This window comes from Paenibacillus oralis (genome assembly GCF_003863965.1).
Classification (GTDB): domain Bacteria; phylum Bacillota; class Bacilli; order Paenibacillales; family Paenibacillaceae; genus Fontibacillus; species Fontibacillus oralis.
Window position 1 is genome coordinate 2434606 of record NZ_RRCN01000001.1, and the last position, 26052, is coordinate 2460657.

The window sequence follows — 26052 nt, forward strand, 5'->3', positions numbered from 1 at the left end:
TTACATTTGAGCCGCCCGTTTCGGGGCGTTTCGACGAAATTCGCCTGCACTTTTGCATTTCGTGACCGTGGTTTGCCTCGCTGGGGTTCATTACGAACCGAAAGGCTGCGCCAGTAGCCATACGGACGGATGCCTGTCCTTTTACGGAGCCTTAACCCGCTACACGGCCGGGTTACGGCCGTTTTTTTGTTTGCGGATGCTGTAGGCAAGCAGCAGCAATTTAAGGGCTCCGATCGTGAGCAGCGCAATCGAGGCGTAATACATAAAGTGGCCTAAGCCCACGAGAAATACGAAGATGACCGGCCATGGCACGAGAACTTTAGGCAGCACGAACAGGATTGCGAGCGGAATGAGCGCATGGATGAATGCAACCGACAGCACCTGAATGGCGATACGCAGCTTAGTTGGCTTGAAGTGAGCTCTCCAGCGGAAAAGACCGCGGATCGACCCTGCCAGGTAAAGTAGAACGGCCAGCGCAATGGCAGCGACGAGCAGAAAATCCTTCTTATAAGTATCCATCCCGGCCGTGACGGGCTCCTCGCCGTGAAGAATACGATCGATTCCCGCCGTGATTTGATCGTAAGCGTCGATATGGAAGAAATCCATCGAGTTTACCAGTAAAATAATGCCGTAATCGCCGTCGATGATCATTTTGGAGTATGTATTTTCCGTCGAGCCGTCGTGATAGACCCAATTGCGGTCCTTGTCGATGCTCCACCCCATGCCGTAATATTGGTTCCCCCACATCAAGGCCGCCGGGGTATGCATGAGCGCAGTGCTCTGCGCGGATACGATGGCCGTATTTCCGAATTGCCCTTGATTGATTTGAGCGATCAGGTATTTGGACATGTCCTCGGCGCTGGAGACCAAATATCCCGAAGGAACCGTCCCTTCATGGTTGATCATTTTCGTTGGGAGCATGAGTCCGAACACCGGCTGATAGCCCGTAGCCAGCTCCTGCGCAGAGTTTGGTGAAGCATAGCTGTGCGTCATGCCCAGCGGCGCGTAAATATTTTGCTTGATGTAGTCTCCGTAAGACACCCCCGAAACAGCTTCGATCATGCCTCCCAAAATATCGTAATTCAGATTCGAGTATTGGTAAGCCGTGCCGACAGGTTCGGTGAGCTTAACCTGCTTGAGATTACGGAGATGCTGCTCGATCGGCAAGCCGCCTTGCGTCAGCGACACCTGGCCGTCATAGGTGGATAGCCCGCTCGTCTGGTGAAGCAAATGCTTGACGCGGATTTGCGCGGACGCGGCTTCATCGGCAACCCGGAACCAGGGCAAATACTGCCGGACCGGAGCCTCGAGATCGATTTTCCCGGCATCGGCCAATTGCATGACGGCCAGGGCGGTGAACGACTTGCTGACGGACCCGATGACAAACGGGGTTTGTGCCGTCACCGGCTTGCGGTCGGGCCCGGAAATGCCGTAGCCGTTTTGAAAAAGAACTTGCTCTCCCTTAACGATCGCCAGGGAAGCGCCGGGAATTTGCAGCTTAGTCATCGATTCCAGCATGAAAGCATCGATTTGCTCCTTGTCGATTTCATGGCTTTCGGCCCCCGCCTTAACCGGGATGGCGCTTATGATGACAGCCGCTGCTATAGTTATCAGCAAGGTTTTGAGAAACGATGCTGCAGCCCTCTTTTTATTAGAAACAGATTTCATATTTTTACTCCCCCTAAATATTGGTACGGGATTTATTGTACCTGCGGGAACGGGGGCTTTGCGCCGGCAAATGGTCGGATTGAAAACTGGACTTGAGCCGGGGGGAGCCCCCCTGCATTGGCAAGAGCCGGTTCGATTACATTGGTGTTTGGAGCTATAATAGCTTTAGCTTTACATACGGACAGAAATGTGAAAAAAAGACTTCGAGGGGAGACGGAAATTTGAAGAACAAAGTGATTTTTTTAACGACGGACAGCATAGGCGGCGGTGAACGGGAGCTGGGTACGCAGCTGCTGGAAACCTTCGTCACGCTGCTTAAGCAGCGGGAGCAGCTGCCGGCCGCGGTTTTTTGCGTGAACCGGGGCGTGCTGGCATTGACGGAGCAATCGTTCGCTTCGCTGCATCTGAAGGAGCTGGAGGGGCGCGGCGTACCTGTGCTGGCCTGCGGCACTTGCGTCAACTATTACGGGATCCAGGATCAGCTGGCTGCCGGCGAGGTGTCCAGCATGGGGCGTTTCCTGGAGCTTGCGGAGCAATACGAGGTGATCACGATCGCTTAAGGCCCATAATGGATTCGTGCCAAGTCGTTTATCGGAAGGGCAAAAAAAGCATACTATACCTTACTGAACAAAGAATGTGAAAATTCGAAGGAGGGTTAGCATGCTGCGCACTAAAATCATTTGCACGCTGGGGCCGGCTTGCGATTCTGGCGGGGTGCTTCAGGACATGATTCGCGCCGGAATGACGGTAGGCAGGCTGAACATGGCGCATGGAGAATTGGAGGAGCACGCGCGGCGGATCGCCCAGGTGCGTGAGGCGGCGCGCGAGTTGAACACGTTTGTGCCCATCATGATGGATATTAAAGGGCCGGAGGTGCGGATCGGCAAATTGCGCGAACCGTTCGCAGAGCTTAAGGCCGGCGAGGAACTGGTGTTAACGACCGAGCAGATCGCCGGGGATGCCGCGCGAATTTCGGTCAATTATCCCGATATGCCCAAGGTGGTGCGGGAGGCCGATCGGATTTTGATCGACGACGGGCTGGTGGAACTGCGCGTCCTATCCGCCGAAGGCTCGGAGATCCGCTGCAGCATTGTCAGCGGCGGCAAGCTCAAGCCGAACAAGGGCGTGAACCTGCCTGGCATCAAAACGACGCTGCCCGGGATAACGGAACGGGATATCCGCCATATTCATTTTGGTCTGGAGCACGGCGTGGAAATGATCGCCGTTTCGTTCGTGCGCAAAGGGGATGACATCCGCGAAGTGCGGCGAATTTTGCAGGAGCAGAGTGCCGGCCACGTGCAAATCGTTTCCAAGATCGAAAATGAAGAAGGGATTCACGATCTCGACGACATTATAGAGGCGTCGGACGGGATCATGGTAGCCCGCGGGGATATGGGTGTGGAGGTGCCGGTGGAGGAAGTGCCGATACGGCAAAAAGAGATCATCGATAAATGCAATTTGGCGGGAAAGCCGGTGATCGTGGCCACGCATATGCTTGAGTCGATGCAGGTGAATCCGCGGCCGACCAGGGCTGAAGTGAGCGATGTGTACAACGCGGTGATACAGGGAGCCGATGTTGTGATGCTGTCCGGGGAATCGGCGGCCGGCAAATACCCGGTCCAGGCCGTACGCACGATGGCGGCGGTGGCCCGCAAAGCGGAGTCGATGATCGACTATGACGAGCAATTCAACCATAGAAGAAAGCTGCATGCGACCAACATCACGGAGGTGATCAGCCAAGGCGCCGTCAGCGCTTCCCTGGAGTTGGACGCCAAAGTAATTCTCACCTCCACCGAAAGCGGCTTTACCGCCCAGATGGTGTCCAAGTACCGGCCCAAGGCCCCGATCGTGGCGTTTGCGCATCACCCGCATGTGCTGGTCAAGTTATGCCTTTTGTCCGGGGTGTTCCCTTATCTGGGAGGGCCGGTGACCACCACCGACGAGATGTTTGATTCGGCGATTCAAAGCGCGGTGAAGTCCGGGTACGCCCAGGAAGGGGACACGGTCGTGTTGTCCGCGGGCTTGCCGCTTGGGCAGGCGGGTACGACCAATTTGATTCAAATCCGGCAAATTTAAAGAGGGCGGGACCGGTTTGCCGCGTAGGAGGGGGTAGGGCCGTCCGCTTTTCCACATAACGTGACATAACGGCAAAAAAGGTCCCTATATTTTTGGATTTCGGATAATTCGCCGGAATAACGGATTTTTGTGCCGCTATTTTCCGTTGGACTGGCGCAAATGAGGTTTTTCGGCGTCATGGCCGAGGCATAGCGACATAAATTGCCGCTATTTGCCGAGCCAAATGTCCAGTCGGGAGTATAGGACCACAAATTACCGCTATTTCTGAGCGCTCCGAAAAAAGGCACTCCCCGACAACCTGCACCGGGAGTGCCTTTTCCCTCATATTACTGAATCTCATCCAGCAGCTCGTAGGCCGCTTGTTTGGTCTTCACGTTCAACAAGCGCTCTCTGAAGCCGTCGTCCATCAGCTGGCGGGAGAGCATTTGCAAAATTTTCAGGTGCTCATTGCCTTTATTCTCGGCAGGGACGGCGATCATAAAGATCAGCTTGGCCGGTGTTCCGTCCGCGCTGTTCCAGTCGACGCCTTCCGGCTTCATCCCGAATACGACCCGCGGCTTAAGGACGGCGGATGATTTCCCGTGGGGAACGGCGATGTTCATCCCGATTCCGGTAGAGCTTTCACTCTCGCGGCTCAAAATCGCTCGCTTAAATTCCTCCCGGGAGGTCAGCACGCCTTCCGCCTCCAATTTAGCGATCATTTCATCGATGACCCCGTCCCGCGTTGAAGCGGTCAATGAAGTCTCGATCAGATTCAAATCAAGGATATCCGTCAGTTTGTTGACCGGGCGCGGCTCTTGCTGCTCTTTAGCTGCGGTTCCGGTTTTGACTTCAGAGCCGGCCATGGCGGGTGTGCCCATCTGCTGCCGTCCCTGCCGCCGCTCCTGCCACCGTTCCACAAGCTCCGCAGCCGAAGCAGCCTCTTCATAAGCCTCGGAACCGCCGGCGAGCTGAGGTGCAACCTGATCCTTTTTAAGCAGCTTGATCATCAGCGCGGTCACAATCGCCCCAATGATCACGGCGACGAAAAACATCAGGACGTTATCCACCGCACCCAATACCGCAACGATCGGGCCTCCGTGGGCTACCCGGTCACCGACGTTCCCGAGCATGGCGATTACGGAACCAGCCATGGAGCCGACCATGATGCTCGGAATGACGCGCAGCGGGTCCTGCGAAGCGAACGGAATCGCGCCTTCGGTGATGCCGAACAAGCCCATCGTAAAAGCCGCTTTCCCGGATTCGCGTTCGGCGTCGTGGAATTTCCGCTTGAACATAAACGTGGCGAGGCCAAGGCCGATCGGCGGAATACAAATCGCCACGGCAATCGGACCCATAATCTGATAGTTGCCCTCGGCGATCATCGCGGACCCGAACATAAAGGCAACCTTGTTGACGGGGCCGCCCATATCGAAGGAAATCATGGCGCCGAGAATGAGCGCGAGCAGGATGGAGCTGGTCCCCTGCATGCTGGCCAGCCAGGTGGTCATCCAGGCAAACACCTGGGCGATCGGTCCGCCCAGCAGAAAGATAAAGATCAGGCCGACGATCAGCGAGGAAAGTACCGGGATGATAATGATCGGCATGATCGGGACGATCGGTTTCGGCACTTTCCATTTCTTGATCCACAGAGCCACGTAACCGGCCAGAAAACCGGCGATAATCCCCCCGATAAATCCGGCGCCGGCTTCGCTGCCGTAGAAGCTGCCGTTGGCGGCGATGTAGCCGCCGATCAGCCCTGGCGCCAGGCCCGGCCGGTCCGCGATGCTAAAGGAGATGAACCCGGCCAGAATCGGAACCATAAACGTAAAGGATGCGGCGCCCAGCTTCTCGATCGTTTTCCAGAACGAATCCTCGGGAATTTGCAGGCCGCCCGGCGTCGGCACGCCGCCGACCGACAACGCGATGGCGATCAGCAAACCGCCGACGACGATAAACGGGATCATGTAAGAGACACCGCTCATCAAATGCCGGTAAAATTGGTTCTGCTGTTTGCCCGCCGCTTGCTTGACCGGACGGTCGCCTGCCTCTTTGCTCCCCCGGTACACTGTGGCTTCACCGCGAATCATTTTTTGGATCAGTTCTTCCGGGGTGCGGATTCCTTCCTGTACGCCTGCCGCCAGCAATTTTTTGCCGATGAACCGGCTTTTATCCACGTACTTGTCCGCCGCGATGATAATCCCGTCCGCCTGGCGGATCTCCTCCTCCGTAAACTGGTTTTCCACCCCGATCGAGCCCTGGGTTTCAACTTTCATCTCAATGCCTAATTTCTCCGCGGCTTTCTGCAAATTTTCCGCCGCCATATAAGTATGGGCAATCCCGTTTGGGCATGAGGTGATGGCCAACAATTTCATGGTTTTGGTCCCCCCTGTTTCAAGTTAGTAATCGCTTACAACCTCATCTTAGCGCAGAAAAAGGACGGAAAAGATTTTAATTCTTACCGCAGGTTCCGGAAAAACCGATTTTTTCCGTACCGCCCTGCTCATAGGCATCCCAGCAGTTCCTCGGGGGCGCACGCCCGGATCATGCGCTCGACCGCGGACGGCTGCTCGCTGAGCAGCGATAGCCGTTGAAACAGCTTTTTCATGCTGTCCTGATCCCGATGGTCCAGGGCGAGCATAAACACCACGGACACTTTCTCCTGGTCCCAATCCAGCGGTTCCTTTAACGTGGCTACGGCGATTTGCGAACTTCGGATCAGCTTGGGATCGCCATGGGGAATCGCAATGCCGCCGCCGATCGTCGTCGACGAGACGCGTTCCCGGAGCAAGGCCTGATGGGCATAGTCCTGCTCCACAAAACCCTGCACGTGCAGCTGGTTTGCGAGATATTCGATGATTTCAAAGCGGTGGCCGAAACCGGCCTGCGGGAAAACAAGGGAAGGCCGGGTAAACTGCTGCAGGATGGAGCCCGAATCGGCGGGTTCCCTTTCCTCGTCCATCCGGCCGATGAAGTCTTCGATCTTGCGGATTTCCCCCGAATCCAGCAGCGGGGAGACGACGATATGCGGTGGGTTGACATTCTCCAGCGGTATCGTGGACACGATAAAATCGACGCCCTCCCGGGCGAGGTAAGCCGGCAAATCGGCCTTCCGGACGGAATCCAGCACTTTCAGATCCGGGAATTTCCGCTCCAGCTTGGTGCGCAAAATCTGCGACACGCCGATCCCCATATGGCACACCGTTATAATCTGCTTCGGCTTCGCCGCGGGTTGGCTTAAACGTTCGACCGCCGCCTGAAAATGCAAGGTCAGATAAGCCGCCTCCTCTTCGGGAATGACAAACGGGAATCCGCCGCCGATTCCGCGGGTGGCGTCGATGACCCTATCAAACATGTACGGGTACATTTTTTTGATATCCGGAAGCATCGGATTGGTTACGATCAGTCCATAGCTTAGGCGGTTAACCGCCGAATACAGGTGAATGCGCAGCCCTTCCAGCAAAATCGGATCCCGGGCAAAATCGACCAAGGTCAGCGCGGACATTTTTTGCACGAGCGACTCCACCAATCCGGAGACACGGCCCCGGTCATCGGCAGAGCCGGACGGGCCGCCTGCGGGCAAGCTGGCTTCAATCCGCGTCTGGGAGCGGATTTTTCCGCCGAGGATATGCGCGGTTAAATAAGCCACCTCATCTTGGGGGAAACGGACGGCGAAAATCCGCTCCAATTTCCGGGCGAACGCATCCGTCCAGGGAAACTCCCGTTTTTCCCGGATAAGCGACTTTTCTTGCTCCGAAAAAGAGATCGGCTGCTTCAGCTTCGTCCTCCGCACCATCAGCAGCGTGTGCACAAGCAGGTTGTCCATAGCTTCGTCCGTGAAAAAAAGCCCGGCATCCGTTTCCAGCTGCTTCAACTCGCGGGCAACGAGCTCAATTTCGTGGGGCGCAAACCTGTCCTTGATAAATTGGTTGCCGGCTTGGCCCGTCAGTTGGGACAGCTTCGACAAAGCGGTCCGTTTATCGCGTTCCTTGCCTTCGGCGGTGACGCCGACCTTTTGTTTGGAGACGATGGAGAGGTTGTATTTTTTGAGCCATGGCTGAAGCCTGTCCAAGTCTTTTTTAATGGTGGCCTTATTTACGAAATGCTGCGCTGCGAGCTCATGGATCGTTGTGGGCCGGGGTTCCATCAGCAGCCGGTAGAGGATCGCCGCGGACCGGTTCACATCCGTATTGTATTCCTTGTTCGGGGCGGACCAGAACAGCGAGCTTAACAGCTTTTCTTTCTCCCGCTCCCCAATCGTGAGCGATACCCCAATGCCGGGTTTGCGCAGCAGCTTGGCCGTGGTATGCTCCGCCAAATACCGCTCGATTTCATCGAAATCGTTGCGGATCGTTTTCTCCGAACAGTTTAGCTCTGCCGCTATATCCTGGACGCGAACATGGGGGCGCTGTTCCGTTAAAAGCATGTGAAGTATTCCTTTTTGCCGATCGTTCATGTTATGCGTCAACATCCTTCGAATAAAATGGCCTTTTGATCTGAATATTGCTGAAATCGCTCTATATTATAGCATTGCCAGGGAACGGATATTCAATGGAATCATCACCAAAACGGGCTTTTGCACGTACAATAACCTAACCAACCCCAAAACAATGAACACGGAGGGGAAAAGATGATTGTTTTACCGCCCGGAGATAGAATCCGGTTAGGTCAGATGGCGCTGCCCGAGCTGCAGCGGTCCATCGTGCAGGCGAAGGAAGCCAGCCCGGCCGCTTACGCGTATGTGTCGCTGGAGGCGCTCCTGTTCGAACTTAGCCTTCGCAGCCGCATCGTGGAGTCGGCACAGGCGCTGTATGCCAGCGGAGTGAAGTTTGCCACGTACAAAACTTCCCGCTGCAACGAAGCGTATTGGCATCGAACCGGGGAAGGGGGATTCCGGCTGCGAAGCGGAGTGGCTCCCACCGATGCCATCCGTGATATTTTTGCCAACGGCTCGCTCTATGGGTTTGAATGTTCCATGGCGATGGTTATCGTTGTGTACAAGGCGGTGTTGGAGCAAATCCCGCGGTCGGCGTTCAACACTTACTTTAACAATTTGTATTTGTATGATTGGCAGTATGACAGTGATCTTGGATTTATCCAGGGAAACCGGATGCTTGGAGCTTACCCGGGGGACATTTTCTATTTCAAAAATCCCGACCATAACCCGGCAACCCCGGAGTGGCAGGGAGAGAATGGCATCATGCTGGGGCCTGACCTGTTTTACGGCCATGGCGTAGGCATAAAATCTTCGTCCGGAATCATTGAAGCGCTGAACCGCAGAAGAAGGCCGGGCAGCAGGGTATCGGCATATATGCTTGATGAGGTGATCTATCCGAACTTCGAGCATATCCGCAGACTGAGCGGCGTATTTGCGAGAATCGGCAGCAGCGTATACCGCCGCAAGCAAGCCGTTTAATCGGAAAAAGGGGGCGCCTCCCGCGCCTCCCTGCGGTTTTTTATTTGCGAAAAATACGCAAAAACCACTGGATCGCACCATCCAGTGGCCGTAGCTTTGATTCGTAATCAAAAGAAGAATGGGAAGAAAAATCTTCTGAGTCCGAAAAACGGGAAAGGCCGGCGTATAAAGCGGCGAAATCTCCGGGGGAATCCGCCGAAAAAAGGAAATCCGCCAAACCCGCCAAATCCGCCAAACGGAGCGCCAAACGGAGTGCCAAACCCGCCGAACGGAGTGCCAAATCCGCCAAACGGAGCGCCAAAAGCACGATCGTCGCCGTCCATATCGCCGATCGGAATGAGCAAATACACGTGATCGTCGTCCATTCCGTCAATAATACCTACGTGAACATGGCCGTCGCTGCTTTCAATGTGAATGAGATGATGATGATATCTTTTGCAAATTTCCATCATATGTCTTTTGTGGCCGTGGTGATCCATCGGCTCATGGTACGCGGGGCTGACCTGGCTGATGGGAGCGGTCGGGGTAGCCCCGTAAGTCGAATACACATTAGGATTGGGTTGCATGAGTTCAATTCCTCCTTTTTTTCATGCTGCAGTATATTCGCGAATATGGGCATTTGTGCAGTGGTGGACAAGCAACAGGCAAAAGAATCATTGTTCGGGTTTCCACTTTTTGGTTTCTAAACGGTTCTTTTATGCTAAGATGGGAGTGAATTAACTGCTGGAAAATGACACCCAAGCAAATTGAAAGCGGATTCAAGGTGAAGCTCTAATATTATCCGAATAGGAGGCATTGTTGAATCATGAAAATGATCGTTACGGGAGCGGGCCGGGGGCTTGGCCGGGAGATCGTCAAGGAAGCGCTGGGGCGGGGACATAAGGTAGCTGCGGGTCTTCGATCCCTGGATACGAACATGGAGCCGCTGCAGGAGCTGCAGGCCCGGGCGTCAGGCCGGCTGACGCTTCTGGAGCTGGATGTCGATGAGGAAGAGTCGGTGCTTAAAGCCAAAGAGGCGATGGCGGCCAAGTGGGGCGCTTTGGATGCGCTGGTCAACAACGCCGGCATTTTGCTTGCTCGCGAACAGCCTATTGAACAGCTTGAGTTTGCGGCGGTGGAGAATACCTTCCGGACGAACCTGCTTGGCCCGATGAAAATGGTGAAGCATTTTTTGCCGTTGATGAAAAACAGCGCCCATCCCTGCATCTTGAACGTATCCTCGGAAGCCGGATGCTTCTCGTGGGCCCACGGCCGGGACTATCCTTACGGGCTCTCCAAGGCGGCGCTCAACTTCTTCTCCGCTCAGCTGCGCAAGGAGCTATCCCCGCAAGGTTTTGCCGTATACGCGCTGCATCCCGGCTGGATCCGCACCCCGATGGGCGGCAGCGAAGCCCCTGGCGATCCGGCGGATACGGCGCAAAGCATTCTTGATCTTGTTGAAGGAAAAATCGAGGCCGATGCCGGGGCCTGGATGATCGACCGTGAAGGAGAGGCGATGCCTTTCTAAGGCAGCTAACGCACCTTTCTAAGGCAACTAATGTACCTTTCTAAGGTAAACAGTATGCCGAATTCTAACGGACACCAGCGCCGCTATTTGGGTGAAATTCGCAGTTTTCAAAATGTAACGGACACCACAGCCCTTATTCGGCACAAATGAGCATGTATCCGGCCATTTTCGAGCAAATAGCGGCTCTCCTGTCCGTTAGAAATTGAAACGGCTTCTTTTCAGGCAAATAAGGTCATTCATGTCCGTTAGCAGCCTTGAGGCAAGTTACATAAGGGAGGGGCTTTCCACCTTGTGCAGGAGCAGGGGGCGGTGGAGCCTCTTTTCTTTTTGGGCTAGAGCCTTGATCGGTTTGGCACTGACCCTTAATTGCAAATCATACAACTAACTTGATATCAATCTACCCAATCTTTCGTTTAATTGCATTTCATGCAGTTATTCCCCGTTTATTTCCCCTTTCCTTCGAAAGATTGCGGAGTAATTGCAGGTTTTGCACTTAATCAAGCGCTGTGGCCGTATTGCCGGATAAGTAACTGTATATTTTGCAACTATCCCATTCCATGCATAGACCCTGAGAGCGCTGGAGCAGAAAGCAGGCACTATCACTGCCGCGCTGGCTTTGCAACAACTGCCGGATCTGATCTGCGAAGTCGCCTCGAAAGCCGTAAAAATTGAATGTTTAAAAAACCATTTATTAAAAATGTGGTATATGTGATTTAAATCACATGTATTGTGAAAAAAATCACTTATAATAAAGACATCAAAGATGATCATCCTTAAACAAACAAAATTAATCGAACAAATCACCTTAAGGAGTGGTAAATATGTTTAACAACTTCCTGAGAACCAATAAAATCGCCATGTGGCTGCTGACCGTCATCCGGGTTTACCTCGGGTACCAATGGATTGAAGCAGGGTATCATAAAATTACCGGCGGCTTCGACGCCGCGGGCTTCCTCACCGGCGCGATCGCGAACAGCACGGGCGATCATCCCGCTGTCCAAGGCTGGTGGGCCACCTTCCTGGAACATTTCGCCCTGCCTAACGTAGGCATCTTCAACATCCTCGTTCCTTACGGCGAGTTCCTGGTCGGCCTGGGGCTGATCCTCGGCACCTTCACCACCTTCGCCGCCCTGATGGGCCTGTTGATGAACGCGGCGTTCCTCTTCAGCGGAACGGTAAGCACAAACGCGCAAATGCTGCTGCTTGAAGTGCTGGTGATCGCCGCCGCCGCCAACGCCGGAAAAATCGGCCTCGACTACTACGTGCTCCCTTACCTGCGCAAACTGTTCCGCAAACCCGGAGCAGCCGGAACGGAACTTCCGAATCCGGAACAACCACGCAACATAAAGCGCACGGCTTAACCGCTATTATGCAGGATATGAACGCGAGCCCCGAGGGCAACAACCCCGGGGCTCGCGTTTTTTTAATTGGCGTCAAGCAGTGTTATTTCCCAATCCCCATTTTTATTTTGCAGGAATGAATAATGAGCAGTGCCTCTTTCAATGGTACCATCATTTTTCTTTCTTAAAAATGCAATAGCAACATTAATCCGTCCAATATCCTTGATTTTTTCAATTAATGTAACCTCATGAAAATCGTACTCAACTCCAGGTTGATAGTTATCATTATTATTAAACCATGCTAGGTTTTGCTCTTTATAGCCCTCATTAGTGTTCTCTAAAAACTGTGTTTCATCGTGTTGTACAATAGCTTCCAAATTTTTGCCGACCATGTCAATGATCTCATCGGTGAAAAAGCTCCGCTTATACTTTGATAAGTCAACATGTACACCTTCGTTAAAGTCAGAAAGCGTCGGGGGGTCTAGATCTTGATGCTTAGTAAACACTATATATTCGGAATTTTCGTCCGTGCCTTTATCCTCGTTTGCATAATTTTGCGCGTTCCCCGCGTCGCTAATTGCACTTTGAGGTTGATTACTATTAAGACAACCCGATAATACACTTAAGCTGATGATAAATGCTCCTACCTTTAATAAATTTGGCATAGATCAATCTCTTTCCCATTTTGCTCATAATGAGCTATTGAATTTCCTTGATTTTTGTCAGATCCCCGCTGCATAGAGTTTCAAGATGATCAAAAATTTTACGCGCAGGCCAATCCCACCATTTAATAGGAAGGAGATGATCGATGAGTTCGTCATCAAATCTTTTCTTAATAACTTTGCAGGGATTCCCGCCCGTAATATGGTAAGGGGGAACATCTTTGGCCACGACAGAATTGGCTGCAATGATTGCTCCATCACCAATATGTACCCCGGGCATTACAGTGACATTTTGACCGATCCACACATCGTTTCCAATTACAGTGTCACCTTTAAGGGGTAAGTCTGCCAAATTCATAGTGATGTGTGACACGCTCTTCAAATTTTTCAGCACTCGTTTATGTCGTCATAATACGTGTAGTCACCGACAATAATATTTGGGCGTGTTACAACGTTTTTAATATAGCATATACTTTTGATTGCCTCATTTGGGTAGATTGCATTAGGATCAGGCCCGTATTGCATATAAAAATCCCTCCTTCGATGATTCCTAATATTTTATTGTGCTATTCTCCATCTTCATCCTGCGAAAATCACAACATCTCACAATTTTCCAAAAAGAAGGATAATGTGACTTAAATTACATTTATAACCGGGCTTATTCGATAAAATTAGGAAAAACTTGAGCATTGGGGGAATTAGTGATGATTCAACAAAAGGCAGGTAAACAGCCGAAAGTTTCAAACCGCACATTTTTACTTTTAATCATTCTCGTAAGCCTGGTGATAATTGCGCTTGCTATGATTTTTCTCAAAGATTCGGCAGCCTCTCCCAACCTTAACGATCTGCCCAACTATACGGAAATTAAGGGTAAATTTGTCGCGGAAGGGCTGAAATACGAAAAGCAGCCGCATCTCGGAAGTCCTGACGCCAAGGTGAAGGTCATGGAATTTGCCGATTTCAAATGTCCTGCTTGTAAAACATGGGAAGAAGAAAATATGGAGCGTTTTCAAAAAGATTTTATCGATACGGGGAAAGTCGAGCTGTTCTTTACCAACTTTCCTTTCATAGATCGGGATTCGATTATGGCCGCCAGTGCGGGAGAAGCGATTTTTGCGCAAAGCAACGAGAAGTTTTGGGAGTTTAAGCGCGAACTTTACGCGAATCAAGGGAAGGAATCGGAAATTTGGGCCACCTCCGAGTTTTTGCTCGATTTTGTCAAAAACAATATCGACGGCATCGATTACGAGCGTTTTGCCAAGGATTTGAAAGACCGGACTTATATGCTCCCGGTGAAGGAAGATTTTAAGACGGCGGGATACTACGGCGTTAACGGAACTCCGCAGTTTATGGTGAACGGCGAACTGCTTCCAAGTTCTTCTTATGAAGATCTAGTGGCAGCCATCGAGGCGCAGTTGTCTACGGAAAATGAACAGCCATGAGTTATGATCGACAATTTTTCTGTTTTTTCGACAAAGTGGTATTTATAAAATGACGTGATTTACCGATTTAAAAAATAAACCAGTCATTTTGAGGAGGCAAACAAACACATGAAAAAAAGCTGGATCATCACACTCTCCTGTATTTTGGCGGTAAGCCTGTCGGCGGGAACCGCTTTGGCCAAGCCGGGGCAAGCAGGCGGCGCAAGCGGGACGGACAAGAAAGCGGAGACCGGTTCTCAGGCCAAATCGGGCGGGGGACAAGGAAACCAAAAAGCCGACAATGCAAGCGATGACAAGGGGGCAAATCAAGCCAAGGAATCCAATCAAGCCAAGGATCAAGCCAAGGAAACGGTGAATTCGGACAAGCCGCATGGCAATGACGGCAAAGACGGAGACAAGGGAAATAGCAATAGCAATAGCGCCTCCAAGACAAACAAGGAGACTAAAGGACAGCAAGGGGTTAAGGAAAAGGAAAATAAACCGGCAACAGTCACTTCGGAAACGTATGGTCCAGGCCACAATGGTTACAAAGGGTTGCTTAAAGCGATCGAAAACGTGAAGGACAAGCCGGCGGGTGCGGTGCTGGCCGATCTTTTGCTCACCAAATACGACGCTCAGTTGACGGATGAAATGAAGACGGAACTGGAAGGGATCAAGGAGGCGGCGCAGGCTTTGACCAAAGCGGCGGATATGCTGGAGCAGGACGGCAGCGTGACCGATGCGGTTTACGTCCAGAAAGAAGCGGTATTGGCCGACATAACCAACCTTGAATCTTACAAAAAGCTCGGCAAGCTGTATGACAAGTTGGGCAAAAAGGGCGTTAAGCTGTATGTGAACGGGGAAGAGCCCGCGACGGAGGTAGCGCCGATTGTAAAAGATGGCAGCACGTTGGTACCGTTCCGCGCCATTTCCGAAGCTTTGCAGGCGGAAGTAACCTATGATCCGTCGGATAAGTCGATTACCGTAACCAAGGACGGAGTTACCTTGAAACTGATCATTAACAGCAAAACCGCGTACAAGAACGGCGTGAAGCAAACGCTTGACGCGCCGGCTGCCGTAATCGGCGGGAGCACCGTCGTGCCGGTTCGTTTCATTGGCGAGGCGTTTGAAGCCACGGTGAAATGGGAGCAGGAAACACAGTCCGTTATTATTTACAATGAAGTGAATGAGACAAGCGAAGAATAACAAGATCAAAGCGACCCTTCGGGGTCGCTTTTGTCGTTTATTTCTCCACGGCTCGCTTTACGATCTTCACCAGCTCGTTGCTGTAGGTCTCCAAGTCCGTTTCTTTGTTATGGGCTGAAGTAAGCATGTATTCGCTGATCGCCCCTTGAATCATCTTGCACATGACCCCCGTATGGAAATCTCCGAACACACCTTGGAACTGGCCCTCCTCCAGGATCGTCTTCAGTTCGCGGGCAAGCGGCTCTTCCTCTTCATCCTCATCGTCTAACTTGTAGTAAGGAATATTGTCCGGAGTTCGAGCATTAAAGACGATTTCGATCAGAGCGGTATTATGGGCGGGATGGGTTCCCTGATAGGCCAAGCTGGCGTTAATAAAAGCTTCCAGCTTTTCTTCCGGCGTATTTGCCGGGCGCACCCTGTCCAGGACATAGGCGGTCGATAATTCTACCAGCTTCATCAACAGATGATTCATCAAATCGTTCTTATCCGCGAAGTGATAGGAAATAAGCGCTGTGCTGATACCCGCGCGTTTGGCGATTTGGGCGAGGCTCGCGTGAACATAGCCGATTTCATCCAATGTCCGGATCGCAGCCTCAATGATCTGTTCGCGTCTTGCTTCCGCAATGAAAGATTGTTTTGTTTCCGGTTTGTGATTATCGTTCATACGATTACTCCAACTATTCGTTTTTATGATCTTTCTTGCTTAATGCCCCGAGCAATGCCAAGGCCAGAATGATCACGGGAACGGCGATCGATTTCGGGTCGCTGAATATCTTTTCGAAAAGGGGCAGCGCCTTACCTTCGAAGACGCCGATAACCGCCCGGATGATCAGAATGATCAAGTTTGACGCCAGCATGACGGGAACCAGAACTAAACCGGCTCGGAACACGGACCATCCGGAACGTTTTCCCATAATAAACAAAAGGGTTGCCGCTAAGCAGAAAACGCCGATAAGGAGCGTAAAAGCAAGCCGGATCCAGCCATACCAAGGAACTCCGGTGCCGGCCATCCAGTCCTGGTAACTATACCAAGTATACCAAAATGCCCCTGCGACTAGAAGAGCACTTAGTAAAGCCAGCGTTTTCCCCAGCCAATCCGGCGATTCTTGAGCCAAATTCTCCCTGCTGTCTTGCTGCATGAAGACTCCTCCTTGAAAAATTGATTGAATGATCTAATTTTTGAGTGATTAATCAGATTTTATCATGCGGAATTATTGCGGTCAATCCGGGCCAGCATATAAATACAAATTCGGGAAAAAAACAAGGGGATGTGCGAAGGTCAAACAAGGTCAAATCGAAAGGTTGATTTGCCCCGCCCGCAAAAATTGGACTAAAATGCCTCGTAATGGGGCTCTTTGGCCGGAGATCGCTTTTGTCATTCTCTGACCGCAAGCATATAATGAGGGTGTAAGGTCAAATAAGGTCAAAGAAAGGGGAATAAATGATGTTTGATCTGATTCCTTTTGGAAGACACAGAGAAGATGCGTTAAGTCAATGGGTGAAGTCTTTTAACGATGCGTTTAACGACGATTTTTTCATGCCGCTGAAAGGCCAGGTCATGTCCTTTAGAACGGATATTCACGAAACGGAGAACGCTTATCTGGTGGAAGCCGAACTTCCGGGATTTCAAAAAAATGAAATCGAAATCGGCTACGTGAATCCTTACTTGACGATTAAAGCGGTGCGCAATGAAGACAACAACGTGGAAGATTCCAAGCAGCAAATCGTCCGGAAGGAACGCCGCTATGGCGAATACGTGCGCAGATTTTACGTTCAGGACATCGACGAAGAAGGCATTCGCGCGTCCCTCAAGGACGGCGTGTTGAAACTGGAAGTGCCGAAACGCGGTCAAACAAGATCGAAACGCATCGAAATCGAGGAGAGTTAAAATAACCTGCGGGCTGGCCAGGGGATTTCTGGCGCAGCCCTTTTTGTGTTTGAATATAGTGGAGCCGATGGCTGCTTATTTACTTTTTGCCGCTTTCGGCCTGACACGTTCTGATTGGAGATATCCAATAGAATTGGAAAATTACTAGTAAATACGACGGTTTAATTGGATATTTCCAATAGATTGGACTCGGTAAGGCGCAAAGCGGGCGATCTGAGTGAAGTCTATTGGATTTTTTCCAATTGGAGTTCCCAATTGCGTGCGATTTCCGTCAATCTATTGGATCTTATCCAATGAGCGTGGGTTTCACTAGAGATGCAGTTAACTTTTTACTACACAAGTTGGCGTTTTCCGCTATTTTGAGCAGGGTTTCTGCGCTGTTTCGGGAACCGGTGGGTCATGCACAGGTTTAGCCTGCTCAACGCGCACCGCGCAAATCTTGAATTCCGGCATCCGGCTGATGGGGTGCAGGGCATCGTTGGTTAGCCGGTTGACCGCGAGCTCCCCGCCCCAATGAAACGGGACGAATATGGTCCTGGGGTGAATGTCGGGAGCCAGCTTGGCGGCAAACTCCAACGAGCCCCGGCGGGTCGTCAGCCGGACGCGTTCTCCTTGGCGCAGGCGAAGCTGCTCGGCCAAAGCGGGGTGCAGCTCCGCTACCGGTTCCGGCGCCTTCTTCGCCAGCGCCTCCGTGCGGCGGGTTTGCGCGCCGCTCAGGTAGTGGCCCGCCAGCCGCCCGGTCGTCAGCAGATACGGATAATCCGGATCTGCGCTCTCCGCCGGCGGCTGGGGCGTGATCCCGTGCAGGCGGGCGCGGCCCCCTGCACGGGGGAAGACGCCGCCCGCGAACAGGCGCGGCGTCCCGGGGTGGCCTGCCGGCTTTGCCGCCGCTTCTTCCCCGGCTGCCGGGCACGGCCAGAACAGCCCTTGCGCTTCCTTCAGCCGCGAATAGCTCATGCCGCTGTAATCGGCTTTGCCCCCGGCGGAAGCGCGGCAGAGCTCGTCGAACACGTCCGAAACCGACGTGTACCGGAAATACTGCCCCCGGCCCAGCCGCTCGGCCAGGGCGCAGATGAACCGGTAATCCGGCAGACTATCCCCTGCCGGAGCAAAAGCCTGGGGCCGGTGAAACACCCGGCCCTCCAGATTGGTCAGCGTGCCTTCCGCTTCCAGGAAGGACGTGCCGGGCAGCAGCCAATCCGCGTAAGCCGCGGTCTCCGTTTCGAACAGGTCGACGACGACGAGCAATTCCAGCTTGGCCAGCGCCTCGGCGACCCTGGCGTTATTGGGGCTGGACACGATCGGATTGGAACCGAGAACAATCATCGCCTTGATGCCGCCGTCCAAAATTTTGCCGAACAGCTCATAGGCGGAGACGCCTTTGCCCGGCAGGTCGGCCGGCTCGATCCCCCAGACGCGGGCCACGTGAGCCCGGGCCTCCGGATCTTCGAGCGACCGGTAGCCGGGGAGCTGGTCAGCCTTAAGACCGTGCTCGCGCCCGCCCTGCCCGTTGGCCTGCCCGGTCACGGAGCCAAACCCGCTGCCCGGTTTGCCGATGTGCCCCGCAAGCAAGCACAGGTTAATGTACTGGAGCGTATGCTCGACCCCGTTGACCTGCTGCTCCAGCCCGCGGGCCGTCAGGACGATCGCGGTTTCCGCGGCGGCAAAACCCCGGGCAACGGTGCGGATCGTGTCTTCGGCAACCCCGGTCAACGCGGCCACCCGGTCCGGCGGAAAAAGCCGCACGGCTTCGCGCACTTCTTCCAATCCTTCCGTGTGAGCCGATACAAATTCCGCATCGTACAAATTCTCTTCAAGCAGGACGTGCAGCATGCCGCTAACGAGCAGCGAGTCGTGGCCCGGCTGCAGCGTGATGTGGAGGTCGGCGATTTTGGAGGTCAGCGTTTGGCGCGGATCGATTGTCACGAGCACGGCGCCCTGCTTTTTGGCCGCAAGCAAATACGGCATCATGGTCGGCTGGCACTCCGCGATGTTGGTGCCGGCCAGGATGATGTATTTGGCCTTGGGGATATCGTCCAGCGGAAAATTCAGCCCCCGGTCGATGCCGAAGGCTCTTTGCTGGGCGGCGGCGGCCGAGGACATGCAGTAGCGGCCGTTATAATCCACGTACCGCGAGCGGAGCGCCACACGGGTGAATTTGCCAAGCAGATAGCAAACCTCATTCGTCAGCGACCCGCCTCCGAAGACGGCTACGCTGTCCGGACCGTGCTGCTCCTGCAAGCGGAGAATCCGGGCGGCGATATCGTCAAGCGCTTCCGTCCAGGTTGCGGACTGCCACGTCGCGGCCGGCCGGACGCCATGCGCTGTTCGCCGCAGCCCGGCACCAGCAGACCCTCCAGCCGCGTCCAATCCGCTCCCCACCAAGGGCCTGCCGCTAATCCCGCTTTCCTCCCGTCTGCGGAGCGGAGCGAGAATCCGCTCGGGATGCGCCGCGTGAGTCACGGAGTGAAGGCCCTTTTGGCACAACTTCCCGGTAGCTACGGGGAAATCGGGGCTGGGTTTCGCTTCATACCCAAGTGCGTTTGCCGTACTGAGCGATGCGATCCCGGACTTTTCCGCACTCATCGCCGCCGCACAACGCGCCCCCGAACTGGGAGCTGTAGTTGCAGCGCGGAGCGTGTTCGCCCCGGCTCCTGTCCCCGTTGCCGCAGCACCCGGCCTTGTCGCAGCACCTGGCCCTACCGCAACACCCGGCCTTGTCGCAGCTCCCGGGCCCGCCGCTCCCCCCAGCGGATGCAGCTCAATGCCGCACTGCATGCTGCAGAAACAGCAGTGCGTACGTAGGCGCCCGTCAGGATTGGCGGCTGTAGGTATAAGCGTCATACGCACCGCTCCTTTCGAGGAAGGTCCGTTTCCACTCGCCTTGGATCAGCAGCACCGTAATGATGCAGGCGATGGCGATGCCGCTCAGGATCAGGAAGCCCGGCGTATACGAACCCGTGAGCTCTTTTAATATCCCCAGGATATTCGGCAGGAAATACCCGCCCAGCCCTCCGGCCGCGCCGACGATGCCGGTAATGACGCCGATTTCCTGTTGGAACCGCTGGGGAACGAGCTGGAATACCGAGCCGTTGCCCATGCCGAGGCACATCATGCAAATAAACAGCAGCACGGTGACGAGGGACAGCGGCGGCAGCCAGGAGATCAGCGCCATCATGACGGCGACGCCGCCATACAGCACGAGCAGCATACGAATGCCGCCCACCCGGTCGGCCAGCCAGCCGCCAACGGGCCGGAAAAAGCTGCCGGCGATCACGCAAAGCGTGGTAAAGTCGGCGGCTCTAACGGCGCTTAACCCATATTCGGTATTGAAAAAAATCGTCAAATAGTTGGACATGCCCACAAAACCGCCGAAGGTGACCATATACAGCATGCAGAACAACCAGGTGTCCCGCTGGCGGAGCACCGCCGCGTAATCCTTCAGCCGCTTCGGTTCGGGCTGGCTTGGGCTGTCTTTGGCCAGCAGCGAGAAAACAATAAACACGATGACGATCGGGATCAGCGCCAGTCCGAAGACGACCTCCCAACTGCCGTAATGCTGGGCGATCCGGTTAGCGAACAATGTGGAGAACACCGTGCCGCTGTTGCCCGCTCCGGCGATCCCCATCGCCAGGCCCTGATACTGCGGCGGATACCAGCGGCTGGCAAGCGGCAGCGCGGCGGAGAAAGAAGCGCCGGCCACGCCGAGCAGCAGGGCGACAATGTAAAGTTCGCCGAGCGAGCTCACGAACTGCCAGCCATAAATGAGCGGGATCATGGTGACGATCATGCCGATCTGGCCGGTCCGTTTCGGGCCGATGCGATCGGCCAGCACACCCAGCACCAGCCGGAGCACGGAGCCGCCGAGCACCGGCAGGGCGACCAAGTTGGCCTTTTGCGAGGCGCTCATCGGATAATCCTGCATCATAATGACCGCCAGAGGTCCGATCAGCACCCAAATCATGAAACTGACGTCAAAATAAAGAAATGCGCTGAATAGCGAGGGCTTATGCCCGGTTTTCCAAAATCCGGTCCGTTCCATCCCATCGATCTCCTCCCCATTTTCCGCCCCTAAGGGCGCTTTCTTTTTTTAACTTCAGCTTGCCAAATAACAGAAAGAGCCGCAGGAACAATCGATAGCGATTGCCCGTGCGGCTCCGTTGCCACCGGCCGGCACAGCGTTGTGCGGGGACCGGAATATAAGCGTCACGACATTGTGAACGTAGTTAAATTATATGAGGCAGAAAAAGAGCGTGTCAATATAAATTACAAAAAACGTTCATAATTTTTACAGAAAGATACTTTCATATATAAAATAAAGCAAAATAACCAGTATATTTGAGAAAAAAGTTAGAATATATGAGATATTTATGTCATGTATAATGACGTAAACCTGCGACGCTGACGATTATGCTCGATTTACAAAGACAATTAGGCATTCACCCATTCCCCTCCGCTCGAATAACCTGATTCTGTTGAATCCTTAGGAACCGGAGGTAGCAGATATGGGTTATTTTGTGCGCGTGGAGCCTCATGTGAAAATTTTTGTGGAGGACATCCATCCGGCGGGGAAACGGACGATTTTGTTCATCCACGGCTGGCCGTTAAGCAACAGGGCGTTTGAATATCAATTTAACGTGCTGCCGGCCCAAGGGTATCGCTGCATCGGCATCGATCTGCGCGGCTTCGGCGAATCCGACAAGCCTTGGGACGGCTACCGTCTGGACCGGATGGCCGACGACGTCCGCGCCGTGGTCGATGCGCTAGGCCTCCGCGATTTCATACTCGCCGGCCACTCTTACGGGGGAGCAACCGCCATCCGCTATATGGCCCGCCACCAAGGGCATGGCGTAGCGAAGCTGGCGCTGTTTGCCGCGGCCGCCCCGAGCGTTACCCGCCGCCCCGGTTTTCCGTACGGACAACCGAAGGAAGCGGTGAGCGAGCTCATTGAGCAGACGTATAACGACCGTCCAAACATGCTTTTCAACCTGGAGAATACGTTTTTCTTTCAGCATCTGTCGAAGCCTTTCAGCGACTGGGTCCGGCAAATCGAATATGCGGCCTCCGGCAACGCGACGGCCAAGGTAGCCGCTTCCTTCCGCGACGAAAGCTTGTTCGCCGATCTCGGCAAGATCGAAGTGCCGACGTTAATTCTGCACGGCATCCATGACAAGGTATGTTACCCCGAGCTCGCGGCGGCCCAGCATGAAGGGATTAAGCGTTCCAGGCTCGTGTGGTTCCAGTACAGCGGGCATGGGTTGTTTTATGAGGAACGGGATAAGTTCAACCGGGAGCTTGTAAAATTTATCGAAGATCCGAATACACATATTTACGCTGAGCCCAATAACTGAACAGAAAAAGCGAGCCTTCGGTCAGCAGCTTGGCCGCGATCAGAGGAATGCGGGCCAGGTCATGGTATACATGCATCAGCCCCATATTCAGCAATAATACGATCAGAACCAGCGAAAAATACCGCGGCAAAGAAGCGTACAGCTTGGCCGAACGGCCGTGGGCGAACACGAACCGGCGGTTCATCGCAAAGTTGGCGGCGGAGCTGCAAATTCTCGCTCCCGCGACCGACAGCGCCAGATTTTTGCTGAACGCCTGAAGCAGGAACAGCAGCGCGAAGTCGAGGCCCGCCGACAGGATGGACGAGGCGCTGAACAGCAGAATCGGCAGGTAGATTCGCGCGGAATCCGCCAAAGGCCGAAAATGGGAGGACTTGTTGTCGTCCAGGTAAACCGTATCGATAAACACCTCCTGCAGGGTGTATCCTTTTTGTTTAGCCCCAAGCAACAGGTTCATTTCATATTCAAAACGTTCCCCCGGAACCGAGCATAGCCACTCCAGCATGTCCGATGAATAGCCGCGAAGCCCGGTTTGGGTGTCGTAAATTTTCGTCCCGGTCGTAAAGGCGAACACAAAACGCGTTACCGCGTTGCCAAGCCGGCTGCGCAGCGGAACCTTGCCGGTGAAGCGGCGGCTTCCGAGGACGAGGCTGCGGCCTTGCTCCCGCACGGCAGCGGCGACCCGGCCGATATCGGCGGGCAGATGCTGGCCGTCGCTGTCGGCGCAAACCACGGGGCCGCGCTCCCCGGTGTCGAGCAAATAACGGAAGCCCGTTTTCAGGGCCCGGCCTTTGCCGCGATTGACATCATGCCGCAGCACCTTGCATCCCGCCGCCCGGGCCATGTCAAAAATCGGACGGTACACCTCTCCGCTGCCGTCATCGACGATCACGATCCGGGTTTCCGGCATGTTTTTCAACTGTCCGATCAAATTCAGCAGACGCTCGTCCGGCTCATAGGCGGGGATCAGAATCGTGGTCATGTCAGTTCACCTCTTTCACGTAGAGAATGTCGCTGACGCCGCGCTCCCGCCCTTTGCCTTGAGGATTGTTAACGACCCGGCCCATAAAATACATCGTGGACGAGCCTCCTCCGTCCAGATTGTAAGCTTCGGTGCAGCCTAAATCCTTAAACACCTGGGCAAACTCCGTTAACGTCATGCCGCGGCTGTAGCCTTCCTCGCGCCCGTCAACGACGACAAACACGTAATGGTTCGGCGCGATCAGGCCGATGCCGGTGCGGGGATTGGCGCCTTGGATCGAGCGGTTCCCGAAATTGGTGTCGATTTTCACGTTGTCCAAATCGCTGTTCACTTCACCATCCTGGATCAATGCCGGACCGAACGATAACGTTTGGACCGCTCCCTGCTCCAGCAATGCCGATGAAGAAACCTTCGTTTCGTCATAAGATTTCATCGTTCCGTCGTTAAATAACGCCAGCCCCGTTCTTGCCGGTTCATCCCGGTACAACGTTCCGCCCCGGATAATCACCCCGTCGCCCCTGAAGCCGTAATAATCGCCGTTGACGGCAAAAATCGCGCCGTTATCGGAGGCGATCTTCGAGGTGTTCTCCGTAATATTGCGCCCGAAGCTGTTTTCGGCAAAGGCGGACAGCAGGCTGCCCGAGTTCTTCAACTGCACATCGGCCGCGTAATACGTAATTTGGTCCGCCCCGGAACCGGTTTGCACCTGATCGATATGGATTTGAATATCATCGCTCGCATAATTCCAATCATCCGATTTGGCATCGGCTTCCGCAGGTGTGGTGGTCTCCTGCGGACTCAAGCCGCTCTGGGACGCGCCTTCCTCTGACACAACCCGCTCCACATGTTTAATTAAGTAACGGTCCGCCAGCCCGTATAGCGTTCCTCCAACGATCAGCAGCGGAACGATCACCGCGATGACCAGCTTTTTTTTCGGTTTCATCTTATTCACACTCCGCTTGAAGATTAGGCACCTGAACCGAAAACTCGGTTTCGCTTCCGGCAACTACATGATAAGCGGGCAAACTGAAACGCAACTGAACGCAGGTTGAAGGTTTGGTGAAAAAGGGGGGGACAAAAAAAGCCGGCCTGACGACCGGCTTATCCACGGAGAGGTGTTGTCGGCCGCGAAGGCCGATGTGCTGAAATTGGCTTCAGGCCTGCTGCGGCTGTTTTTTCTTGAACAGGCGGCGCAGCCCATGAATGACTAACAACAAAAGGGGGAGCAGCAGCCCGACGGTTAAAATGTACGACGGCCAGGTGCGGGCGTCCCAGGCTTGTCTGAAAGGGACGTTGGGGTAAACGACGAACGACATGACGATAAAGAGCATCCCCAGCGGCCAAACGAGCGGCCGGTAGTCCTTCAAATTGAAAATCCGGGCAAGGGATACCGTAATCGAACTCATGTACAGCGTAATCCGGAAATACAGCGAAAAAAACCACATGACGGCCACGATCGTTTCAACCCGCTGCAAAAAGTGGCCGATGTCGATTTTTTGGGCCAGTACATAGCTTGGAAACAAGCTTTTTGACGTAATCTCCGCCCCAAGGACGAAGATGGACAGGGTGATGACGATCACCAGCATCAAACTGCCGATCAAGCTGCCCAGAACGATACCCCTGCCGAACTCGGCAGGCCGGTTCATGGAGGACGGAAGGAGCAAGAGCAGCGAAACATGCGGCAAAAAAGCGACGCTGATAAAAGTAAGCACAGCCTGCCAGATCGGGGGAAAGCCGTTCTCCAGGACAGGTTGTAAATGACGCGGATCTATATTGAAGGAGACCAGCAGGACCAATAGAAGATAAAGAAGGATAAACCAGGGAAACAGCAGCTCCGCAGAACGGGCCACCACTTCGATCCCCAGGCGGACGCCAATGAGAACCACGATCCCGAACAGGATGATGATGGCTTCGATCGGGGTTTCCGGCATCATTTGCGTCGTCATAAAATCGCCTAAATCGTTTAATACCGCTGTAGGGGCGCTGAACAACGAAGTTATGAACAGCAGGGAAACGATTTTTCCGACCCATTTTCCCAACAAGGTTTCCAGTATCTCAGTCAAGTTTTTTTGCGGATACAGACTGACAAGCTTGGACATGAACCAGACGATCAGCAGACCCGCTCCGATTCCGATCAGACCGGCGATCCAGGCGTCCTGCTTGGCTAACTGGGCCATGCCGGAAGGGGTGATTAAAATAGCGCTGCCTACCGTAAAAAAGATCGTGACAATCGTCAACTGGCGTACGGAAATATGAACTTCGTTCAACATGATTTTCACCTCGGATCGTTTCTTAAACGAGCGATTCATTTTTGTTTATGAAATTAAGCCGATCGCTATTAAAAAATCAATAATCGGTTTGAATATGATCGTCAGCACGAGCAGCGGACTGGGAAAATGGGGGAATAGCAGCACCGGAATAGAGAACCCTACGGCTATTACGAGCAGAATGCAGAAGGCCCACAGGTCTTTTTTTTGCTGTTGTTTCCAAAGTGCCGGCAGCTCGAACCAGACGATGATGCCGGCAATGATCAGAATGCCTGCGCTCCATAACATGGCA

Annotated in this window: 22 protein-coding genes and 1 pseudogene; 9 read left to right on the forward strand and 14 right to left on the reverse strand. The window is 53.7% G+C overall.

All coding sequences use genetic code 11. The annotated features are described in order from the left end of the window. Window positions 1-159: 159 nt before the first annotated feature. Window positions 160-1668 (reverse strand): serine hydrolase domain-containing protein, encoded by a 1509-nt coding sequence (locus EHV15_RS11370; protein ID WP_128631298.1) that lies wholly within the window; start codon window positions 1666-1668, stop codon window positions 160-162. Between the two features lie 221 nt (window positions 1669-1889). Here EHV15_RS11370 and EHV15_RS11375 point away from each other — a divergent pair, with 221 nt between their 5' ends. Both EHV15_RS11375 and pyk read left to right on the forward strand, forming a co-directional pair. Then, a complete protein-coding gene (locus EHV15_RS11375) occupies window positions 1890-2228 on the forward strand; it encodes a DsrE family protein (RefSeq protein ID WP_128631299.1) in 339 nt (112 codons plus the stop codon). Window positions 2229-2328: 100 nt separating this feature from the next. Then, window positions 2329-3744, forward strand: coding sequence for a pyruvate kinase (gene pyk, locus EHV15_RS11380; protein WP_128631300.1), 1416 nt, complete (start codon window positions 2329-2331; stop codon window positions 3742-3744). A 326-nt stretch (window positions 3745-4070) separates the two neighbouring features. On the opposite strand, the gene EHV15_RS11385 is transcribed toward pyk, so the two are convergent. Together EHV15_RS11385 and EHV15_RS11390 are read right to left on the reverse strand one after the other, a co-directional pair. Next, window positions 4071-6098 (reverse strand): PTS fructose transporter subunit IIABC, encoded by a 2028-nt coding sequence (locus EHV15_RS11385; RefSeq protein WP_128631301.1) that lies wholly within the window; start codon window positions 6096-6098, stop codon window positions 4071-4073. Window positions 6099-6226: 128 nt separating this feature from the next. Then, window positions 6227-8194, reverse strand: coding sequence for a BglG family transcription antiterminator (locus tag EHV15_RS11390; protein WP_342773975.1), 1968 nt, complete (start codon window positions 8192-8194; stop codon window positions 6227-6229). Between the two features lie 159 nt (window positions 8195-8353). Here EHV15_RS11390 and EHV15_RS11395 point away from each other — a divergent pair, with 159 nt between their 5' ends. Beyond that, entirely contained in the window at window positions 8354-9139 is a 786-nt protein-coding gene (locus EHV15_RS11395) for a protein-glutamine gamma-glutamyltransferase (RefSeq protein ID WP_128631303.1), read from the forward strand. Window positions 9140-9246: 107 nt separating this feature from the next. On the opposite strand, the gene EHV15_RS11400 is transcribed toward EHV15_RS11395, so the two are convergent. After that, a complete protein-coding gene (locus EHV15_RS11400) occupies window positions 9247-9705 on the reverse strand; it encodes a hypothetical protein (protein ID WP_246061467.1) in 459 nt (152 codons plus the stop codon). 239 nt (window positions 9706-9944) lie between these two features. On the opposite strand from EHV15_RS11400, the gene EHV15_RS11405 reads away from it, so the two are divergent. Then, window positions 9945-10646: an SDR family NAD(P)-dependent oxidoreductase gene (locus EHV15_RS11405; RefSeq protein WP_128631304.1), complete on the forward strand. Its 702-nt coding sequence runs from the start codon at window positions 9945-9947 to the stop codon at window positions 10644-10646. Window positions 10647-11467: 821 nt separating this feature from the next. Next, window positions 11468-12007 (forward strand): DoxX family protein, encoded by a 540-nt coding sequence (locus tag EHV15_RS11410; RefSeq protein WP_128631305.1) that lies wholly within the window; start codon window positions 11468-11470, stop codon window positions 12005-12007. A 62-nt stretch (window positions 12008-12069) separates the two neighbouring features. On the opposite strand, the gene EHV15_RS11415 is transcribed toward EHV15_RS11410, so the two are convergent. Both EHV15_RS11415 and EHV15_RS11420 read right to left on the reverse strand, forming a co-directional pair. Beyond that, a complete protein-coding gene (locus EHV15_RS11415) occupies window positions 12070-12651 on the reverse strand; it encodes a hypothetical protein (RefSeq protein ID WP_128631306.1) in 582 nt (193 codons plus the stop codon). Window positions 12652-12685: 34 nt separating this feature from the next. Continuing rightward, window positions 12686-13173 (reverse strand): annotated as a pseudogene (locus EHV15_RS11420) (CatB-related O-acetyltransferase). 179 nt (window positions 13174-13352) lie between these two features. Here EHV15_RS11420 and EHV15_RS11425 point away from each other — a divergent pair. Beyond that, window positions 13353-14090, forward strand: a complete 738-nt coding sequence (locus EHV15_RS11425) for a DsbA family protein (protein WP_128631307.1) — start codon at window positions 13353-13355, stop codon at window positions 14088-14090. Between the two features lie 108 nt (window positions 14091-14198). After that, window positions 14199-15275 (forward strand): copper amine oxidase N-terminal domain-containing protein, encoded by a 1077-nt coding sequence (locus tag EHV15_RS11430; RefSeq protein ID WP_128631308.1) that lies wholly within the window; start codon window positions 14199-14201, stop codon window positions 15273-15275. A gap of 37 nt (window positions 15276-15312) precedes the next feature. On the opposite strand, the gene EHV15_RS11435 is transcribed toward EHV15_RS11430, so the two are convergent. Further along, window positions 15313-15939, reverse strand: coding sequence for a TetR family transcriptional regulator (locus EHV15_RS11435; protein ID WP_128631309.1), 627 nt, complete (start codon window positions 15937-15939; stop codon window positions 15313-15315). 13 nt (window positions 15940-15952) lie between these two features. Further along, window positions 15953-16414, reverse strand: a complete 462-nt coding sequence (locus EHV15_RS11440; RefSeq protein ID WP_128631310.1) for a hypothetical protein — start codon at window positions 16412-16414, stop codon at window positions 15953-15955. 305 nt (window positions 16415-16719) lie between these two features. Here EHV15_RS11440 and EHV15_RS11445 point away from each other — a divergent pair, with 305 nt between their 5' ends. Then, on the forward strand, window positions 16720-17163 hold the full coding sequence (locus EHV15_RS11445; protein ID WP_128635286.1) for an Hsp20/alpha crystallin family protein: 444 nt from the start codon (window positions 16720-16722) through the stop codon (window positions 17161-17163). A gap of 354 nt (window positions 17164-17517) precedes the next feature. Here the strand turns inward: EHV15_RS11445 and EHV15_RS11450 are convergent, their stop codons facing one another. Together EHV15_RS11450 and EHV15_RS11455 are read right to left on the reverse strand one after the other, a co-directional pair. Further along, on the reverse strand, window positions 17518-20007 hold the full coding sequence (locus EHV15_RS11450; RefSeq protein WP_246061469.1) for a molybdopterin oxidoreductase family protein: 2490 nt from the start codon (window positions 20005-20007) through the stop codon (window positions 17518-17520). Beyond that, window positions 19976-21205: a nitrate/nitrite transporter gene (locus tag EHV15_RS11455; protein ID WP_128631311.1), complete on the reverse strand. Its 1230-nt coding sequence runs from the start codon at window positions 21203-21205 to the stop codon at window positions 19976-19978. Before EHV15_RS11455 ends, EHV15_RS11450 begins: the two co-directional genes overlap by 32 nt. Window positions 21206-21668: 463 nt before the next feature. Between EHV15_RS11455 and EHV15_RS11460 the strand changes: the two genes are divergently transcribed. Further along, complete coding sequence (locus EHV15_RS11460) at window positions 21669-22514, forward strand: alpha/beta fold hydrolase (protein ID WP_128631312.1); 846 nt, start codon at window positions 21669-21671, stop codon at window positions 22512-22514. Here the strand turns inward: EHV15_RS11460 and EHV15_RS11465 are convergent. From EHV15_RS11465 to EHV15_RS11480, 4 genes are all read right to left on the reverse strand, one after another. Further along, entirely contained in the window at window positions 22468-23493 is a 1026-nt protein-coding gene (locus EHV15_RS11465; RefSeq protein ID WP_128631313.1) for a bifunctional glycosyltransferase family 2/GtrA family protein, read from the reverse strand. The genes EHV15_RS11460 and EHV15_RS11465 overlap by 47 nt on opposite strands. 1 nt (window position 23494) lies before the next feature. Further along, complete coding sequence (locus tag EHV15_RS11470) at window positions 23495-24436, reverse strand: phosphodiester glycosidase family protein (protein ID WP_178075826.1); 942 nt, start codon at window positions 24434-24436, stop codon at window positions 23495-23497. Window positions 24437-24647: 211 nt separating this feature from the next. Next, window positions 24648-25763, reverse strand: coding sequence for a GerAB/ArcD/ProY family transporter (locus EHV15_RS11475; RefSeq protein WP_128631315.1), 1116 nt, complete (start codon window positions 25761-25763; stop codon window positions 24648-24650). 45 nt (window positions 25764-25808) lie between these two features. Continuing rightward, window positions 25809-26048, reverse strand: coding sequence for a hypothetical protein (locus EHV15_RS11480; protein ID WP_128631316.1), 240 nt, complete (start codon window positions 26046-26048; stop codon window positions 25809-25811). Window positions 26049-26052: the final 4 nt, after the last annotated feature.

Excerpts from the sequence above, each read along its gene's own strand:
- EHV15_RS11390 (WP_342773975.1), bottom strand. The coding sequence starts at position 8,194 with ATGTTGACGCATAACATGAACGATCGGCAAAAAGGAATACTTCACATG.
- EHV15_RS11440 (WP_128631310.1), bottom strand. The coding sequence starts at position 16,414 with ATGCAGCAAGACAGCAGGGAGAATTTGGCTCAAGAATCGCCGGATTGG.
- EHV15_RS11460 (WP_128631312.1), top strand. The coding sequence starts at position 21,669 with ATGGGTTATTTTGTGCGCGTGGAGCCTCATGTGAAAATTTTTGTGGAG.
- EHV15_RS11415 (WP_128631306.1), bottom strand. The coding sequence starts at position 12,651 with ATGCCAAATTTATTAAAGGTAGGAGCATTTATCATCAGCTTAAGTGTA.
- EHV15_RS11450 (WP_246061469.1), bottom strand. The coding sequence starts at position 20,007 with ATGACGCTTATACCTACAGCCGCCAATCCTGACGGGCGCCTACGTACG.
- EHV15_RS11410 (WP_128631305.1), top strand. The coding sequence starts at position 11,468 with ATGTTTAACAACTTCCTGAGAACCAATAAAATCGCCATGTGGCTGCTG.
- EHV15_RS11480 (WP_128631316.1), bottom strand. The coding sequence starts at position 26,048 with ATGTTATGGAGCGCAGGCATTCTGATCATTGCCGGCATCATCGTCTGG.
- EHV15_RS11370 (WP_128631298.1), bottom strand. The coding sequence starts at position 1,668 with ATGAAATCTGTTTCTAATAAAAAGAGGGCTGCAGCATCGTTTCTCAAA.
- EHV15_RS11445 (WP_128635286.1), top strand. The coding sequence starts at position 16,720 with ATGTTTGATCTGATTCCTTTTGGAAGACACAGAGAAGATGCGTTAAGT.
- EHV15_RS11405 (WP_128631304.1), top strand. The coding sequence starts at position 9,945 with ATGAAAATGATCGTTACGGGAGCGGGCCGGGGGCTTGGCCGGGAGATC.
- EHV15_RS11400 (WP_246061467.1), bottom strand. The coding sequence starts at position 9,705 with ATGCAACCCAATCCTAATGTGTATTCGACTTACGGGGCTACCCCGACC.
- EHV15_RS11425 (WP_128631307.1), top strand. The coding sequence starts at position 13,353 with ATGATTCAACAAAAGGCAGGTAAACAGCCGAAAGTTTCAAACCGCACA.
- EHV15_RS11455 (WP_128631311.1), bottom strand. The coding sequence starts at position 21,205 with ATGGAACGGACCGGATTTTGGAAAACCGGGCATAAGCCCTCGCTATTC.
- EHV15_RS11395 (WP_128631303.1), top strand. The coding sequence starts at position 8,354 with ATGATTGTTTTACCGCCCGGAGATAGAATCCGGTTAGGTCAGATGGCG.
- pyk (WP_128631300.1), top strand. The coding sequence starts at position 2,329 with ATGCTGCGCACTAAAATCATTTGCACGCTGGGGCCGGCTTGCGATTCT.
- EHV15_RS11465 (WP_128631313.1), bottom strand. The coding sequence starts at position 23,493 with ATGACCACGATTCTGATCCCCGCCTATGAGCCGGACGAGCGTCTGCTG.
- EHV15_RS11385 (WP_128631301.1), bottom strand. The coding sequence starts at position 6,098 with ATGAAATTGTTGGCCATCACCTCATGCCCAAACGGGATTGCCCATACT.
- EHV15_RS11435 (WP_128631309.1), bottom strand. The coding sequence starts at position 15,939 with ATGAACGATAATCACAAACCGGAAACAAAACAATCTTTCATTGCGGAA.
- EHV15_RS11475 (WP_128631315.1), bottom strand. The coding sequence starts at position 25,763 with ATGTTGAACGAAGTTCATATTTCCGTACGCCAGTTGACGATTGTCACG.
- EHV15_RS11470 (WP_178075826.1), bottom strand. The coding sequence starts at position 24,436 with ATGAAACCGAAAAAAAAGCTGGTCATCGCGGTGATCGTTCCGCTGCTG.
- EHV15_RS11430 (WP_128631308.1), top strand. The coding sequence starts at position 14,199 with ATGAAAAAAAGCTGGATCATCACACTCTCCTGTATTTTGGCGGTAAGC.